The sequence below is a fragment of the Enterococcus sp. DIV1206 genome (genome assembly GCF_051712485.1).
GTDB lineage: Bacteria > Bacillota > Bacilli > Lactobacillales > Enterococcaceae > Enterococcus > Enterococcus faecalis.
In genome coordinates, this window is sequence record NZ_JBIOOZ010000001.1 from 324702 (window position 1) to 341629 (window position 16928).

Annotated in this window: 17 protein-coding genes; 13 read left to right on the forward strand and 4 right to left on the reverse strand. The window is 40.2% G+C overall.

Features of this window, described 5'->3' with window-relative positions:
* The first annotated feature begins 4 nt into the window (after positions 1 to 4).
* The 5 genes from IGK86_RS01655 to menC are packed head-to-tail and all read left to right on the forward strand — an operon-like array spanning position 5 to position 6475.
* Complete coding sequence (locus IGK86_RS01655) at positions 5 to 1462, forward strand: o-succinylbenzoate--CoA ligase (RefSeq protein ID WP_016617046.1); 1458 nt, start codon at positions 5 to 7, stop codon at positions 1460 to 1462.
* Positions 1459 to 2826 carry an isochorismate synthase gene (locus IGK86_RS01660; protein WP_016617047.1) on the forward strand — a complete coding sequence of 456 codons (1368 nt, stop codon included), beginning with the start codon at positions 1459 to 1461 and terminating at the stop codon, positions 2824 to 2826. The genes IGK86_RS01655 and IGK86_RS01660 overlap by 4 nt, the downstream gene beginning before the upstream one ends.
* Positions 2826 to 4559, forward strand: a complete 1734-nt coding sequence (menD, locus tag IGK86_RS01665) for a 2-succinyl-5-enolpyruvyl-6-hydroxy-3-cyclohexene-1-carboxylic-acid synthase (protein ID WP_016617048.1) — start codon at positions 2826 to 2828, stop codon at positions 4557 to 4559. The genes IGK86_RS01660 and menD overlap by 1 nt, the downstream gene beginning before the upstream one ends.
* Positions 4547 to 5371 carry a 2-succinyl-6-hydroxy-2,4-cyclohexadiene-1-carboxylate synthase gene (gene menH / locus IGK86_RS01670; RefSeq protein WP_438741943.1) on the forward strand — a complete coding sequence of 275 codons (825 nt, stop codon included), beginning with the start codon at positions 4547 to 4549 and terminating at the stop codon, positions 5369 to 5371. Before menD ends, menH begins: the two co-directional genes overlap by 13 nt.
* On the forward strand, positions 5372 to 6475 hold the full coding sequence (menC, locus tag IGK86_RS01675) for an o-succinylbenzoate synthase (RefSeq protein ID WP_438741945.1): 1104 nt from the start codon (positions 5372 to 5374) through the stop codon (positions 6473 to 6475). It begins immediately after the preceding gene.
* A 56-nt stretch (positions 6476 to 6531) separates the two neighbouring features.
* Here the strand turns inward: menC and IGK86_RS01680 are convergent, their stop codons facing one another.
* Positions 6532 to 7230: a glucosamine-6-phosphate deaminase gene (locus IGK86_RS01680; protein WP_010707852.1), complete on the reverse strand. Its 699-nt coding sequence runs from the start codon at positions 7228 to 7230 to the stop codon at positions 6532 to 6534.
* A gap of 251 nt (positions 7231 to 7481) precedes the next feature.
* Positions 7482 to 9008 (reverse strand): AMP-binding protein, encoded by a 1527-nt coding sequence (locus IGK86_RS01685; RefSeq protein WP_002361196.1) that lies wholly within the window; start codon positions 9006 to 9008, stop codon positions 7482 to 7484.
* Between the two features lie 220 nt (positions 9009 to 9228).
* Here IGK86_RS01685 and IGK86_RS01690 point away from each other — a divergent pair, with 220 nt between their 5' ends.
* A complete protein-coding gene (locus IGK86_RS01690) occupies positions 9229 to 9630 on the forward strand; it encodes an organic hydroperoxide resistance protein (RefSeq protein ID WP_002355332.1) in 402 nt (133 codons plus the stop codon).
* A gap of 43 nt (positions 9631 to 9673) precedes the next feature.
* On the opposite strand, the gene IGK86_RS01695 is transcribed toward IGK86_RS01690, so the two are convergent.
* Positions 9674 to 10444 carry a sulfite exporter TauE/SafE family protein gene (locus tag IGK86_RS01695; RefSeq protein WP_189656411.1) on the reverse strand — a complete coding sequence of 257 codons (771 nt, stop codon included), beginning with the start codon at positions 10442 to 10444 and terminating at the stop codon, positions 9674 to 9676.
* A gap of 169 nt (positions 10445 to 10613) precedes the next feature.
* On the opposite strand from IGK86_RS01695, the gene IGK86_RS01700 reads away from it, so the two are divergent.
* The 7 genes from IGK86_RS01700 to IGK86_RS01730 are packed head-to-tail and all read left to right on the forward strand — an operon-like array spanning position 10614 to position 15939.
* The gene (locus IGK86_RS01700; protein WP_002358431.1) at positions 10614 to 11417 is read left to right on the forward strand and encodes a PTS mannose/fructose/sorbose/N-acetylgalactosamine transporter subunit IIC; all 804 of its coding nucleotides are present in this window, start codon (positions 10614 to 10616) and stop codon (positions 11415 to 11417) included.
* Positions 11410 to 12228 (forward strand): PTS system mannose/fructose/sorbose family transporter subunit IID, encoded by an 819-nt coding sequence (locus tag IGK86_RS01705; protein ID WP_438741948.1) that lies wholly within the window; start codon positions 11410 to 11412, stop codon positions 12226 to 12228. Before IGK86_RS01700 ends, IGK86_RS01705 begins: the two co-directional genes overlap by 8 nt.
* A gap of 30 nt (positions 12229 to 12258) precedes the next feature.
* Positions 12259 to 12735, forward strand: a complete 477-nt coding sequence (locus IGK86_RS01710; RefSeq protein WP_002355337.1) for a PTS system mannose/fructose/N-acetylgalactosamine-transporter subunit IIB — start codon at positions 12259 to 12261, stop codon at positions 12733 to 12735.
* Positions 12736 to 12751: 16 nt separating this feature from the next.
* Complete coding sequence (locus IGK86_RS01715; RefSeq protein ID WP_002355339.1) at positions 12752 to 13603, forward strand: MurR/RpiR family transcriptional regulator; 852 nt, start codon at positions 12752 to 12754, stop codon at positions 13601 to 13603.
* Positions 13604 to 13617: 14 nt separating this feature from the next.
* Positions 13618 to 14508, forward strand: coding sequence for an N-acetylmuramic acid 6-phosphate etherase (gene murQ / locus IGK86_RS01720; RefSeq protein ID WP_002355340.1), 891 nt, complete (start codon positions 13618 to 13620; stop codon positions 14506 to 14508).
* 12 nt (positions 14509 to 14520) lie between these two features.
* On the forward strand, positions 14521 to 15510 hold the full coding sequence (locus tag IGK86_RS01725; protein ID WP_010821382.1) for a serine hydrolase domain-containing protein: 990 nt from the start codon (positions 14521 to 14523) through the stop codon (positions 15508 to 15510).
* Positions 15511 to 15519: 9 nt separating this feature from the next.
* A complete protein-coding gene (locus IGK86_RS01730) occupies positions 15520 to 15939 on the forward strand; it encodes a PTS sugar transporter subunit IIA (protein ID WP_016617052.1) in 420 nt (139 codons plus the stop codon).
* Positions 15940 to 16117: 178 nt separating this feature from the next.
* On the opposite strand, the gene IGK86_RS01735 is transcribed toward IGK86_RS01730, so the two are convergent.
* Entirely contained in the window at positions 16118 to 16927 is an 810-nt protein-coding gene (locus tag IGK86_RS01735; protein ID WP_002355344.1) for a DUF1189 domain-containing protein, read from the reverse strand.
* Position 16928 lies beyond the last annotated feature (1 nt).

Sequence of the window (16928 nt, forward strand, 5' to 3'; positions counted from 1 at the left end):
ACCAATGACTTGGTTAAATAAACAAGTACAAAAACGTCCCGATCATCCTGCTTTTTATTTTCAGGATGAATCTTGGACGTTTTTAGAAGTGCAACAAGAAGTCAGCCATTGGGTAGCCACATATCAACAGGTGCTTGCACCAGAAGAAAAACGTGTGGCTTTATTCAGTAAGAACAGCAAAGAGTTGTATTTTTCAATTCTAGCCTTATGGGAATTGGGGAAAGAGTTATTATTTTTAAATACGCATTTGACACTTGCTGAACTGACTTTTCAGTTAAAAGATGCGCAAGTTAAAACGATTATTGGTGCGCCTGAAACGCAGGCTTTGTTAGAGGAGATTTCTTTTGTCGACGTTCAGCCAATGGTTAAAAAACAGCATAGTCTTTCACATCAGGAGTTTCAACAGCCAAGTGACTTAGAGTCGGTGGCTTCTATTATGTATACATCTGGAACTACAGGACAGCCTAAAGGGGTCTTGCAACGGTTTAAAAATCATTTGGCCAGTGCTAGAGGCACTCAAGAAAATATGGGGATTACTGCTGAAGATTGTTGGTTGTGTGCAGTCCCATTATTTCACATTAGCGGATTGTCGATTGTTGTTCGACAACTCGTCTTAGGTTGTAGTATTCGCCTTTACGATAAATTTGATGAACAGCAAGTGACACAAGATTTACAAGAAGGCCGTGGAACCGTCATTTCAGTGGTTGCGACAATGTTACAACAATTATTGTCTGTCTATCCTGAAGCTGGCTACAGCGTCAGCTTTAAAGGAATGTTATTGGGCGGCGGACCGATTGCACCGGATAAATTAGCGCAGTGTGAGGAAAAAGGGATTCCAGTCATTCAATCTTACGGGATGACGGAAACGTGTTCGCAAGTTGTTGCCTTGAAATTTGAAGATGCGGCGCTGAAAATCGGCTCTGCTGGGCAACCGTTAAAAGATATGCAGATCAAAATTGTTGATGAACTAGGACAAGAACAGCCAGAAAAGCAAGTCGGGGAAATTTTACTTAAGGGACCAAACGTTGTTTCAGGTTACCTTAACCAGCGTCAACCTGAAAAATGGACAGCAGATGGTTGGTTTAAAACAGGCGACATGGGCTATTTAGATGCACAAGGTTACCTGTATTTGGTTAGTCGTTTAAGTGAACTCATTATCTCTGGTGGTGAAAATATTTACCCCACTGAGGTTGAACAGGTGTTACAGGCGATAACAGGAATTAAAGCAGCGGCAGTTGTAGGAGAACCAGATGCGCAATGGGGAGCCGTCCCAGTTGCATATGTGATTAGTGACCAAGAAATCACCTTAGCGCAAATTCAAGACCAGTGTTCACGAAAACTGGCAAAATATAAACGACCGAAACGCATTTATTTTTGTCATTCTTTCCCGCAAACAGCAAGTGGAAAGATTGCCAAACATCGTTTCATGACAGAAGAAAGAGAGGCGTTTTTAATCAGATGAAATTGCCTGATGAATTACGACAAGCCTATCAGAAGAATGCCCGTCAGTTCAGTTGGGTTTTTCCATTAGAAACAGAACAAACAGCCTTGGCAATTTTTGCCGCTGGTGAAAAGGCATACCAAGGAGAACGTTTTTTTTGGCAAACGCCGAAAAAAGATTTTGCTTTGGTTGGCTTCGGATATGAAACTATCTTAAAAGGCGCAGAAACAGAAACGCAGCAATTGAACAACTTTTTAAAAAAAGAGGCGGCAACTCGTTTTCAAAATATGTCTATTTCTGGTACGGGGGCTCTTCTGTTTGGCGGTTTGCCTTTTGATACAGAACAAACGCCTACTGAGGCCTGGGGAGAGTTAGGGGAAGGTTGGTTTTATCTACCAAGTATTCTATTTACTTTTTCAGGTTCACGTATTTATGGAACGCTGAACTTTTCAGGTTCTAGTGAACAAGAAGTCGAGGAACGTTGGTCGACTTTGGTGGCTCAGTTTGATCGCTTGTTAGCTACCTGTGAGGAGTTGCCAGTTGTAGCGGAAACAAAGATTGACAAGGAAGAAGTTGCTGTGACTGAATGGCTACAAGCTGTCAACGAAACAGTATCAGTCTTAAGAGAAGATGGCCCTTTAAAAAAAGTGGTTTTGGCTCGACAACTTGCTGTGAGCAGTCCTGAAAAAATTCGAAGTAACCAAGTGCTCGTTAATTTAATGGCACAACAACAAAATACGTATTTGTTTGCTTTGGAAGCCAATGACACAAGTTTCATTGGTGCAACACCAGAACGACTTCTGTTGGGTACTAAAGAAACGTTTGCGACCGCTTGTATTGCAGGAACCATTAAAACGGGTCAAACACCAGAAGAAACGAAAGCTTTAGGAGCACAACTTTTGCAAGACCGCAAAAATACCGGAGAACACCAAATTGTGGTGGAACGTTTAGCGAAAGAGTTGGCGAAGATGACGACTTCTGAAAACAGTATTCAAGCACCCATTATTTTGGAAAATCGAGATGTACAACATCTTTATGTGCCAATCTCGGGTCAACGTAAGCCGGGAATTTCGTTTTTGGAAAGTGTGATGCAGCTACACCCAACGCCAGCTTTAGGCGGTGAGCCCAAAGAGTTGGCAGTCGAATGGATTCGACAATATGAGCCAGGGAGTCGTGGGCTATATGGTGCGCCAATCGGTTGGATTTCAGGGAATGATGATAGTGGCGAGTTCGCTGTGGCCTTGCGTTCAGGTGTCTTTGCTGGTCAGCAAGGCGTTCTTTATGCAGGTTGTGGTATTGTTGCGGATTCCCAAGCAGAGCTAGAAAGAGAAGAAACGAAAATAAAATTTCAACCGATGTTACGAGGAATTGGAGGGCAGGTTTAATGAATCATCAAGAAACAATGACCGATTATTTAACGGCCTTTATTGAAGGCTTAAAAAATAGTGGGATTGAACAAGCAGTCATTAGTCCAGGATCCCGTTCCACACCACTGGCTTTATTACTTCATCGGGAAACCGCAATCCAAACTTTTGTCGATGTCGATGAACGTTCCGCTGCTTTTTTTGCTTTAGGATTAAGTAAAGCGAGCCAAAAACCAGTGGTCTTACTTTGTACCTCTGGAACAGCAGCTGCAAACTATTATCCAGCAATTTGCGAAGCCAATATTAGCCATGTGCCTTTAGTCGTTTTAACAACGGATCGGCCACATGAGTTACGTCAAGTTGGTGCTCCTCAAGCCATGGACCAATTACAAATGTATCAAAATCACGTGAAATTATTTGTTGAAATGGCTTTGCCAGAAGCAACAGAAGAGATGTTGAATTACGCCTATTGGCAAGGCGCTAAAGGAGCAGCATTCGCGCAACAAACGCCTGCTGCACCTGTTCATTTGAATTTTCCTTTGCGGGAACCATTATTACCTGACTTAGAGAGAAAAACAAAGAGTTCTCAACAAACGGCTTTATTCGCTGGTCAATCAATCCTTTCTACAGAACAAGTGCAACAGTTAGCGGATCAATGGTACCAGAAAAGCGGCGTCTTGGTTGTCGGTGGCAGTCATACAGAGGAAGAAGCGACGTTATTTATTCAATTAGCCGAAGCTTTGCAATGGCCGTTACTAGCGGATCCTTTAGCAAACATTGTGACACATGGGCAAAATAGTGAAGTTGTTATTGCACACAGTGATCTGTTTCTAAATGTGGCGACCTTGCCACAAGAACCAGAAGTGGTAGTGCGTTTTGGTTCGCTGCCAATTTCTAAAAACATCATGTTATGGTTGAAACGCTTAGCAACGACAGAGACTGCTTTTTATTTTGTGGACGAAAATGGGCAATGGCAAGAGCAATTGAAAAAATCACAAACAGTTATTCAGGCAAAGGAAACCACGTTTGTAGAACAACTGCTAACGGTTGTCAAACCAACAGAAGCGACTTGGTTAGCACAATGGCTCTTGCTGGAAAAAACGGTCTCTGAAGTTCTTCTAGAAACGCTGAACGCGACAGAATTAAATGAAACAACAGCCAGCTTAGCTGTTCACCAAACAATGAAAGAGAACGGTCAGTTATTTGTATCTAATAGTATGGCTATCCGCTACTTAGATCGATTTATGGATAGTCGCCCTTATCGGATGTTTGGAAATCGCGGCATCAACGGGATTGATGGGATTGTTTCAACTGCTTTAGGGATGAGTGCCGTAGCACCGACACAGCAAAACGTTCTACTGATTGGTGATTTAGCGCTATATCATGATATGAATGGTTTATTTTTGGCTAAACGTTATCAGTTGCCGTTAACAATTGTTTTATTAAATAACAATGGTGGCGGGATTTTCTCTTTTCTATCTCAACGAACTTTACGTGAGGACGATTTCGAGCCTTTATTTGGAACACCGCTTGATTTAGATTTTTCGTTAGTTGCTGAACTTTACGGTGCTTCGTACCAAGAAGTCAAAACAATCGCGGAGCTCAAGCAAATTTTACAAGCAGCGGCTGAAGAACCACAATTTCAAGTGATCGAAGTCAAAGGAAATCGCCAAGAGAATGTTCATTTGTACGAATCAATTTTAGCTGAAATTGGTAGACGAGTAGAAAGACAGGGGATTTCATGGAACGGTTAATTCGGGGGATGCAGTACCATTATCAATGGTTAACACCTTTTGATGCAAAGCGAACGACACTAGTCTGTTTACATGGTTTCACAGGAACGTTAGCCACGTTTGCAGCCGTTTTTCCCAGTCAAACACCTTATAACGTTTTAGGCATTGATTTACCTGGGCATGGCGCGACTGCTAGTTTGGTAGCACCAGAGCGTTATACCATGAAACAGGTTTGCCATGATCTTGCTGAACTAACCGAATCGCTAAATTTGCCTTGCTTTTGTTTATTAGGCTATTCAATGGGCGCTCGAACAGCTTTAGGTTTTGCATTACATTATCCACAAAAGGTACAGCATCTTTTATTGGAAAGTGGATTACCAGGTTTGGCCACTGCCGCAGAACGTCAGGCTCGGATCTGTCAAGATCATCGTTTGGCGGAACGTCTTTTAGAGGAACCGCTGGTGGATTTTATTGATTTTTGGCAAGAATTACCGTTATTTCAAACGCAAAAAGCCTTGTCTGTGGCACAGCAAATGGCCATTCGTCAGGAACGTTTGAGCCAATCGGCCTTTGGATTGGCTAGTAGTTTGTGGTATATGGGCACAGGAGCGCAAGAGAGTTACTGGGAACGTCTAGCAGAATTGCAGCCGATTCCTACCGATTTATTGGTAGGCGGCGAAGATCAAAAATTTATTGGGATTGCGAAAAAAATGCAGGCACGTCAACCGTTGTTGAGGCTGACAATTTTTCCTGAAGCAGGACATTGTATCCATTTGGAACAACCAACGATTTTCTATGAAAAGGTGACAGTGTTATTGGAAGGAGCCATCTGAATGAACATTCAATCAATTGAAACCTATCAGGTTCGTTTGCCTTTAAAAACGCCGTTTGTCACGAGCTATGGTCGCCTGGAAGAAAAAGCGTTTGATTTATTTGTAATAACGGATGAGCAAGGAAATCAAGGGTTTGGCGAATTAGTGGCTTTTGAGCAACCTGATTATGTGCAAGAAACGTTGGTAACCGAACGCTTCATCATCCAACAGCATTTAATTCCGTTACTTTTAACAGAAGCGCTTGAACAGCCGCAAGAGGTTTCAACAATTTTTGAAGAAGTTAAAGGGCATTGGATGGGAAAAGCTGCGTTAGAAACTGCCATCTGGGATTTATATGCCAAACGGCAACAGAAGAGTTTAACTGAATTTTTTGGACCAACGCGGAGGAAAATTCCTGTAGGGATTAGTTTAGGGATTCAAGAAGAGTTACCTCAATTGCTTAAACAAGTTCAGTTAGCTGTAGAAAAAGGGTATCAACGAGTGAAGCTGAAAATTCGTCCCGGTTATGATGTGGAACCCGTTGCTTTGATTCGTCAGCATTTTCCTAACTTGCCTTTAATGGTCGATGCCAATTCAGCGTATACATTGGCTGATTTTCCTCAATTGCAACGTTTAGATCACTATCAATTAGCGATGATTGAACAGCCTTTTGCTGCAGATGATTTTTTAGATCACGCACAATTACAAAGAGAACTGAAAACAAGAATTTGTTTGGATGAAAATATTCGTAGTCTCAAAGACTGCCAAGTGGCGTTAGCATTGGGTAGTTGCCGTAGTATCAATTTGAAGATTCCTCGTGTAGGTGGGATTCACGAGGCGTTGAAGATTGCCACATTTTGCCAAGAAAATAATTTATTGGTTTGGTTAGGTGGCATGTTTGAGTCTGGTGTTGGACGCGCATTGAATTTGCAATTTGCGTCACAGCCTACCTTTTCCTTTCCAGGTGATATTTCAGCCACGGAACGCTATTTTTATGAAGATATCATCACGGAACCTTTTATTTTAGAGCAAGGGACAATGACCGTGCCTCAGGGACTTGGTATTGGTGTTACACTTTCCCAGACGAATTTGCTAAAATACAGTCAGTATCAAAAAATCATGTAATGATAACAAAATTGCGCCTATGACTATGCAGAGAAGCATAATCTAGGCGCAATTTTTTATTTTTCTAATTGACTTGCTGCGGCTTCATCCAAGAGAACCGTTAAATTTGGGTGGAGTTGAAGAATAGAAGCAGGATACGTTTCTGTGACAGGTCCTTGGAGCACTTGTTTGACCATCTGAGCTTTTTGTTCACCATTTACAATTAGGACAAGATGCTTAACTTTCATGATGCTGGTTGGCCCCATCGTAACAAAGGTCATGCCTGGCTGCATCATTTCAGGAACAAACCAAGGCTCTGAACCAGTGACGGTCACTTGGTAGGTTTCGTTTTTAAAATGAGTGGTAGTGGGCATGTTCCCACAAAAATGACCATCTGCTCCTAAGCCAATTAACATCAAATCTAAGCCGCCTGCGTCAGCAATCCGTTGTTCTTGTTGTTGAAAGTTTTCCACAGTTAATGGATGGATGTTTTGCTCGGATATTTCCGCAGGTGTCAAATACAGCGTCCGCAAATCTGTCAGAGTAATGCCTTCCTTTTGATGAGGAACGGGGATTTCATCAAAGTTATAATAATGAACATTATCAAAGTCAGATGAGTTTCTAACAATTGAGGCTAATTTTTGGTAAACAAGTGCTGGCGTTTTGCCAGCGGTAATTGATAAATTCACTCGTTTATCTTGGCTCATCGTGCTTAGAAGTAACATTTTTGCCCATTCGCTCATCGTGTCGAAATCTTGTTTAATTAAAATTTTCATACTTGCTCACTCCATTCTTTGAATAAGCTAAGTATAATTTGTGGGAACCATCCCATGTCAAGCTCTTCACAAAAAGGATTTAATTAACGGTAGACAAAAGAAAGAGGAGCAGCCGTCAAAACGACGACTGCCCCTCTTTTTAAAGCTTAAGATAACCTACAACGAGTTAACTTTTTAGCTTTCTGTTCCACTTGCTCCAACGCTGGTCTAAACGTTCTTTTGACCAACACTGTTTAACAAAGAATTTTATTTTATTGTTCTTTTAACCATTTTTCTAGTTGTAAACGTTGCACTTTCATAGTAGCTGTGTGAGGGATTTCGTCAAAAGCCATAATGATAGGTTCGTTTAAATGTGGTAAATCGGCTACTTGTGTCCACCAAGCGTCCCAATCCATTTCTTCCCCAGGGACAACCGCTAAAATTGGCTGAGGTTCATTTTCTTTGCCACGGACAATAATCACTTCTTCTAAGAAATCTAATGCATCCAATAAATGATCTTCAATAGCTAAATTACTGTCGATGTTTTCAATTAGATCTACTTGGCGATCTTTCAAGAATAAGTGGCCGCGTTCATCTAACATTCCGTAATCGCCGCTGTCCCACCATTCGCCGTAGACATTTTCTGCAAAGCGGGCATCTTCTTTGTAATATGTTAAGGCCCGTCCTTTTGATAAGAATTGGATATGGCCGTCCGTCATCGCAGGTAAAACTTGTCCTTTTTCATCAGTAATTCGAGCTTGTGTTAAATCCTCTAAACCAACGCCCATGTCACGAGCATCTGAATCTTTTAGAGATTCTAAAGTATGCGCTCGTAAGATCATTGGCCCGCATTCACTTTGTCCATAAACTTGTAGGAAAATTGGTTCATTGGCAGCAGATGCTTTTAAGAAAGCCACCATTGTAGCGTTGTTAATTGCATCAAAAGTAGAATGATAATAATGGACACTAGCGAAAGCTTCAGGTTTTTCTTTGGCCAAACGAACCCATTGAACGAAGTTATTGGGGTGTGTTTCTACAGCGATTGGTTGATAGGTGCTGAACATTTCAGCGACTTTTTCGCTCGAAGCATTTGCTAAAGGCATCATAGGGAAGCCCATGGCCATTAAAGAAGACACGCCAATGTTAAAACGAGAATGAACTGGCGAAATATGAAAGCCAACTAATTTCTTTTCAGCAATTTTTGTAAAAATGGTTTTTTGCCATTTTGTACGCCAACCCATAGAGTGATTGGAATGACAGATAAGTTTAGGAATACCTGTTGTTCCAGAGGTGTGGGTCATGTAGGCAATTTCGTCTTTAGTCAGTTCGTCTTGAGGAACTTCCGTGGCATCAGCTTCTAAAAGAGAAGCAACCGAAAGTTTTTTATTGGCAGAGCTATTACGAACAGCTTGAACTTTTTCAGCAGTCACATCATCAAATAAAATATAAGGATCTTCTAAACGATCAACGAATACTTCAATTGTTTCAAAAGGTAAATGGTATGAAACCATTACAGGAACGGCTGCTAGATATGAGGCCGCAACAGCTAGTAAATACGTGTCGAATTTAGGACTTTTATAAATAATAATTTTGTCGCCTTTTTTTACACCTAAAGCGGCTAATTGATATGCCCGTTTCAAAATTTCTTGATGGCTTTCACCATAAGTTGTTTCTAAGCCAAGTGCAGGAAAAGCAGGCAAAGATTCATCAAAAATAATTGGAACAGTTGGTGTTTTTTCTGCGGCTTCTTGATAGTTTGTGTAGAGGTTTAATGGTTGATAATCAAGTAAGTGTGTCAAGGGAAAGTCTCCTTTGTAAAATAGTTTGTGTACAAATGTACAAGTTCACTTTATCCTATCATAGAATGGGTTCTTTTTCTACGTCAAAAATACAACGTTAAATGTTATTTTTTATTATTCACAAGCACAACGTTTGCTGTATCTGACAAAGTTTCCTACAATAATTATGTAAGTAACAAGTTCTCAGAAGTGTAAAACTTTACAAAGGAGAGGAATTTACATGAAAAAAATCTATGAAACAACTATCATTAATACTGGTGGACGTGCAGGAGAAGTTCACTCACCGGATAAATCATTTTCTTATGCGGTTGCTTCGCCAGGTGTCAAGAAAGAAAATACAACAAATCCAGAACAATTATTCGCAGCGGCTTACAGTGCTTGCTTTAACGGTGCATTAGAATTAGTGATGGATCAAGAAAAAGTCGAAGGTAAAAGTACAGTAACTGCACGTGTATCCTTATTCCAAGGAGAAGATGGGTTTAGCGTTGGTGCTGAATTAGAAGTTCACATTGATGGAGTAGATCAAGCTAAAGCAGAAGAACTTGTTAAAAAAGCCCACGAAATTTGCCCATATTCTAAAGCAACAAGAAATAATATAGATGTTAAATTAACAGTGATTTAATTAAAAAAGAAGCGCTTTGTCATATAGACAAAGCGCTTCTTTTTTAGATAACAGTCCACAAATTATACATATTTAACAAAATAACTAAAAAAACAACTAAACTATAAATTTGGGCGACCCGTTGTTGAGATAATTTTTTACTGAAAAGACCGCCGACATAACCACCGAATAAAGCGGCAGGAATAATAGCCCAAAGCATTGTTAAATCAAAAACCGCAAACCCTGTGGTCAAGCCGATATTGCCAAGTTTGGCGAGTTGGGAGAAAAAAATAGTAATGATGGAATAGACAGTTGCTGATTTGATATCCATTCCAAAAAAGAGAATAAGGCAAGCTACATTAATGGGACCGCCACCGATGCCTAAAAAGGTTGATAGAATCCCTAAGCCTAATCCGACAATCAGAAAAATGCTCAATCCGTTGAGGTGTAAGTGCCAGTTGGAAAATTGATTGTAGAGAAGAACCAAAACCAAGGTCACCAACATGATGATATATTGGATTAGTTGTACTTTTTCTTCATTTGGCGCTAGTGCAATCGCCTGATTAAGAAGTAAATCACCTAACATACCGCCGACTAAGGAACCAAACGAAATACTCGCGGCTTTTTTCCATTCAATTTGGACACCATTTTGATACTGTTTATAAGTCGAAGAAATGGACATGACAAAAACAGCGACACTTGAATAGAACGCAATACTATTTAACGAATGGAACCCAAGAAAATCCAAAACAGGCTTAATAATGACGCCTCCACCCATCCCAGAGAGCGCCCCAACTGTATTGGATAGAAAAATAGTTATGAAATAAATCAGCAAAACCCGCACATAATCACTCCTAAACCGTTTTCTTTTAGTATAGCATAAAAATTATATAAGAAATGTAATTTCATTTGAAAATATTTTTAAAAAGAACTTGAAATGACATTTCTTTAATGGTATTCTACAAATACAAAAAAGAAAACGCATTCAAGGAGGATGAGAAAGCATGACAGTATCGATTGGTATTATTTTGATTTTATGTCTTTACACAGTTGTTGGTGTACTTGACCAAATTTCTATTCAGATTGGTCCATATACACCATTGTTTGCTGCAACGTTTACTGGCCTAGTCTTAGGAGATGTTCAAACAGGTTTGATGATTGGGGCAACGCTTCAATTGATGACATTAGGCGTAGCGACTTATGGAGGAGCAACAGTCCCAGACTTTCTTTCGGGGGCCATTATGGGAACGGCTTATGCAATCATTTCAGGGAAAGGGGCAGAGTATGGTATCGGAGTTGCGGTTCCGATTGGGTTATTATTAACACAACTAGATATTTTAGGCAGAATGGCTAATACGTTTTTCCAACACAAAGCAGATCGCTATGCGGAAGAAGGAAATTATAAAGGGGTCGAGCGCTGCAATGTTTTAGGAATTTTTCCTTGGACGATTTCTCGTGTCATCCCAGTTTTTATTGGCCTAGCTTTTGGTGAACAAGTTGTAAACGCTATCAATAATTGGATTCCTATTTGGGTGATGAATGGGTTAAAAGCAGCAGGTGCTATTTTACCAGCGATGGGGATTGCTATTTTAATGCGTTACTTACCAATTAAAACATACTGGCCTTATTTTATTATTGGGTTCGTGTTACTTGCTTATGGGGCCCAATTCTTCTCAGTTTTAGGTGTCGCACTGGTTGGCTTGGCTTTAGCAGCGATTTATGTGATGAATCATAACAAAGGCGGCGCAGCTACAACAAGTGGCACGGTTATTTACGAAGATGATGAGGAGGTTGAGATTGATGACTAACAAATTAACAAAAAAGGATATTAATAAAGTTTACGTCCGTAATCTTTTTGGCTATCAGTGGGGCTGGAACTATGAAAAAATGCAAGGACTTGGTTACGCTTGGGTGATGATGCCTGCATTAAAGCGACTATACAGTGAAGATCCAGTAGCTATGAAGAAAGCCTTGAAGACACATCTTGGCTTTATGAATACAACGCCAGCCATGTCGCACTTAATTGTCGGAGCTGATATGGCTTTGGAAGAAGAAATCGGCATTGAAGATGAAACGGCCATTACTGGCTTGAAAACAGGTCTAATGGGTCCGTTTGCTGGTGTTGGTGATACCATTTTTATCGCGATTTATCGTGCGATTGTTTTTTCGATTGCAGCTTACATGGCGCAAGGGGGCCAGGTTGTTGGGTTACTGATCCCGTTAATTGCCGGAGCAGTGGTCCTATGGGTTCGCTATAAATTCACTTGGATTGGTTACCATCAAGGGAAAAAAATTGCGACAGAATTTGCGGATAAAATGAAATTGTTTACGCAAGGTGCAGCTATTTTAGGGTTAACGGTGGTCGGCGGTTTGATTCCTTCGGTAATTACTTACAAATTAGATTTAACTTATAAAATGGGAGATGTAACATTATCTGTTCAAGAAATGTTGGATAAAATTTTACCCGCATTAATTCCTTTAGGGATTGTTCTTTTATCCTATTGGTTACTAGGGAAAAAGAAAATGAATTCAACACGGCTAATCTTTGTTTTAATTTTAATTGGCATGGTTTTAGGTAATTTACAACCAATGTTGGCTTGGGTTGGCGGTTTATTTTAAAAAAATAGTATATAATAGGAGAGATTTATTATGACAATTGTACATGCAAGAGTAGATGAGCGTTTAATTCACGGACAAGTTGCAACCGTTTGGACGAATACGGTTGGCGCACAAAGAATCATGGTAGTAAATGATGCCGCTGTCAAAGATCAATTACAAATTGGTGCCTTAAAAATGGCTAAGCCTGCAGGAGTTAAATTATCCATTTTATCGAAACGTAAAGCGATTGAAAAAATTTTAGCAGGCAATTATGATGAAGAGAAAGTCTTTTTAATTACGAAAGACATTGCAGACATGGCGGCTTTAATTGATGGCGGTGTTCCGTTACAGAGCTTCAATGTCGGCAATATTTCTCAAAAAGAAGGCAGTCGAGCAATTAAAAAATCTGTTGCATTAACCGATGAAGATATTCAAACCGTTCGTCGTTTAACAGATAATGGGGTGACTATTACCGCACAGATGATCCCTTCTGAACCAAACGAAGCAATTTTAACTTTCATAAAATAGAAATGGAGATGAGAAGATGGAGCCAATCCGTTCAATCAGACAAAAATATAAGGACTTTTCCAAAGTAAATAAGAGAATCGCAGACTATATACTGAAGGATCCGACCCGTCTTCTCTCATTAACAGCAAACGAAATTGCTAGCAATAGCGAAACTTCTCCAGCATCAGTTACCCGTTTTTCTAAACAATTAGGGTTTGACAGCTGGGAAGAGTTAAAACTATCCATTGCAGCGGTACAAGCTGCCAGTAACGGTAAAAAAGATATTGATCCAATTGTAGCGGCGGATGATTCGGTGGATACTATTTGTATGAAAGTAGAATCTTTATTAAATGCTACGATTGAGGATTTATTTTATACAGTGGATAAACAAGCCTTGGAACGAGCAATCGCGCATGTTAAAAAAGCGGAAAAAATTCATTTGGTTGGAATTGGTGCCTCTTCTTTAACGACTTATAATCTTTATCACAAGTTTAACCGCGCTGGTCGCCAAGCAATTTTTAATTATGATAGTCACATGATGTTGGAGTTTTTAAATTATGCAACGGCACAAGACATTTTGATCACGGTCTCCTATAGTGGTTTGACAAAAGAAGCCTTAATTGCCTGTGAAATTGCCAAAAATAGAGGTGCAACGGTTATTTTTATTACCAGTAACGATGGAGAAAACGTGCGATCATTGAGCGATGAAGTTCTTTTAGTACCAAATAATGAGCACCTCATTCGAGTTGGGGCTATTTCATCGATTGCTTCGTCAATGGCAATTGGCGATGTTCTGTATTTAGGTTCAATTCAAGATGATTTAGACACAGAAATTGAACGCAATATGATTGAAACGAGTCAACTTGTCAGCCGTCTAAAAGAGAAGTAGGGGTGTGCAAGCAAATGAACTTAGAAGGATTAACGACAGAAGCCAGAAATGAAGCGACTAAAAAGATTGACCAAGTGTCAACATTAGAGATGGTGACTTTAATAAATCAAGAAGACCAAAAGGTAGCACAAGCAATTGAAAAGGTGCTTCCGCAGATTGCTGCAGCAATTGATGCAGCGGCAGAACGATTTAAAAAAGGGGGCCGTTTAATCTATTGTGGTGCAGGAACGTCTGGACGTTTAGGTGCTTTGGATGCGATTGAATTAACGCCCACATATAGTGTGTCGCCAGAACGCGCATTTGGTATTTTAGCTGGTGGTGAAAAAGCAATGTATCAAGCAATTGAAGGCGCTGAAGACTCGAAAGAATTAGCTATCGAAGATTTAACGCAACATCAATTGACCGCCCGAGATGTTGTAATTGCGATTGCTGCTAGTGGTCGGACACCATATGCCGTTTCCGCAATTGAATACGGAAAAAAAGTGGGCGCTCTAACCATTTCAGTTACCTGTAATAATCAAAGTCCGATGAATCAATTGGCGGAAATTGGGATTGCGCCAATTGTAGGACCGGAAGTCATTACAGGGTCAACTAGAATGAAAGCGGGTTCAGCACAGAAAATGGTGTTAAATATGTTTTCAACAGGGATTATGGTTAAAGTAGGGAATATCTATCAAAATTTGATGGTCAACGTACAACCAACGAACGAAAAATTAATTCAACGTGCCACGAATATCATTAAAGAAGCAGCAGAAATCGAGGAATCGCAAGCCAAAGAATACTTGGAGGCAGCACAGCTAGAAGTGGCACCAGCCATTGTAATGGCGAAAGCCCACGTTGATTTTCAAAAAGCCAAACAACTATTAGCAGAACATGACGGACGGATTTCAGAAGTTTTAGCATAGAAGTGGTGAACAATGAATCAAATCGCAATTCAAGAAACAATTCAGAGACTGATTAATCAGCAAGTCGTTCCGGGTGTCGCTTGGGGAACGATTACAGAAGGTAGCTTATCAGAACAGTATACGGGCTTTTTAGGTAATACTGGTCCATTTGCAAGACAAAAGGTTTCATCAGCTAGCCTGTATGATTTAGCGTCCTTAACGAAAGTTATTGGGACAACAAATCGAATGTTACAATTAATCGATACAAATCAGCTTGCTTTTTCAACCACTGTGGGGGAAATCCTGCCTGATTATCAAGGACTATCTTGTTCGATTGGGGAGCTTCTACTGCATCAGAGCGGACTGCCAGCTGATGTTGTCGATAAGAAAAATGTCACAAAAAAAAGCTTGCAAGAAATCATTTTAACGCATTCGTTATCTGAACGAGGGAAAACCACTTATTCTGATTTAGGGTATTACTTATTGGGAGAAATTATTCAAGTATTGGATCGCTGCTCATTAGAAGAGAGCTTTCAAACATACGTATTTCAACCAATGAACCTACAGCATACAAGTTTTACGGTCAGCGATTTTGCCCAGGCAGTGCCCACAGAGATTACAAAACAACGCGGCGTTATTCAGGGAGTGGTCCACGATTCGAAAGCCTATCAACTAAAAGCGCCAATTGGCAGTGCAGGTTTATTTGCAACTTTACCAGATTTACTCACTTTTGTTCAGTGTTTTATGAACAATCGCTACCCGTCTGGCAAACCATTATTTTCTGAAAAAATGTTCACTGCTCTCTGGTCTATGAATCAAGGGGGACGTACATTTGGTTGGGAAGTGAAAAAGACGCAAGCAGGGGCAGACTATTTGTATCATACTGGCTTTACTGGAACGGCGATTGGTATGAAAAAAGAGACCAAAGAAGCCCTAATTTTGTTGACGAATCGGATTCATCCCACTCGTGAAGAACGTGGCTTTCTGAAAGCGCGAACAAAAATTTATCAGCAGTATTTTTAGGAGGATATGATGAAACCAAAATTAATTTTAATGAGCCATGGACGGATGGCAGAAGAAACCTTAGCTTCTACTCAAATGATTGTCGGGGAATTAGCAAATGCTGCGATTGTGTCAATGACCGCAGAAGATGGCTTGAGCGGCACGCAAGCAAAACTGGCAGCAATCTTAAAAGAAGCTGGCAATGTCCCGACGCTTGTATTAGCTGATTTAAAAGGAGGAACACCTTGTAATGTGGCTATGATGGCCATGGGCACTTATCCGCAATTGCGAGTAGTCGCTGGACTTAATTTAGCAATGGCAATTGAAGCAGCCGTCTCACCTGTGGAAAATGTGGATGAATTAGCTGCATATTTAACACAAATTGGCCAATCTGCGGTGACCACGATTGACTTACCTGAATTAACAGATGAAGAAGAATTTGAAGAATAGAAAGAGGTCGGGACGGAACCGTTTAGCTCCGAGAAATAAGAAGGAATTTCCGAAAATTGCTTTTTAATTTTTGGAGAATTTCGGCTTATTTCCGAAGGAGTTGGTTCTGTTCCCGCCGTTTATCAGGTTTTGAGCCTGGAACAAAAATCCAAAGTGATTTTTGTCCCAGGCTCTTTTTTTAAGAACCAGGGATATTCCGCGGTTCGTTTTTGGTTGTAACAAAGAAAAAGAACAGACTCAGTAAAATAACTAGGATGCCATCGTTAAACATCGGATTTACGAAGTTTAAAATAGCACTTAAGATGACCGGCACGGTAGCACAATACGTAATAATTTTTAAACAATCAATCAAACGTAAAGAATAAAAACGTAATTTTGAATAGAGAGATGCACCGATAGCGGCAATCAGTAAGTCTAAAACTAAACCGATTAGAACAGGGTAGATAGCCACTAAAAAGACAATGAGTTTTGTCCACCAAGGGATTGCTGCTTCACTTAGCGCAGTCTTGATACTCTGAGCGTTAACGCCATCTAAGGTTCCTTTGCTATAGGGGAAGATAAATTGGTCGGTGCCTAGAATTGATTCAGTTGCGCCTGAATTTGGTAAGGCGACTACAAATTCATCTTGTAAAAAAGCCAAACCAAACGCATTACCAATTAAATCTTTTTGGACATCAGCGGCTGTACGCTTTCCATCTGGATCAAACGTAAAAATAATCGAGTCGGTTTGATAAATAAAGCCAGATTCTTTAGCCTTTGTTTGCAACGTGCCATTTTCAATAGAAAAGTCAGGCAACTTTTCTGCAATTTTTTGGCCATCTTGTTGCACCTCTTGTAGCACAGAAAAGACTTGTTTGGTAATAGGTAGTGCTAAAATAGCACTTAAAAAAACAGCATAGAGAATTACTTTCCAAAACGCCATTTTTTTCGCATGCCGTAATTCTGAAACTGAAAAAAAGGCCTGCTTAAATAATTGCAATGTATTCATT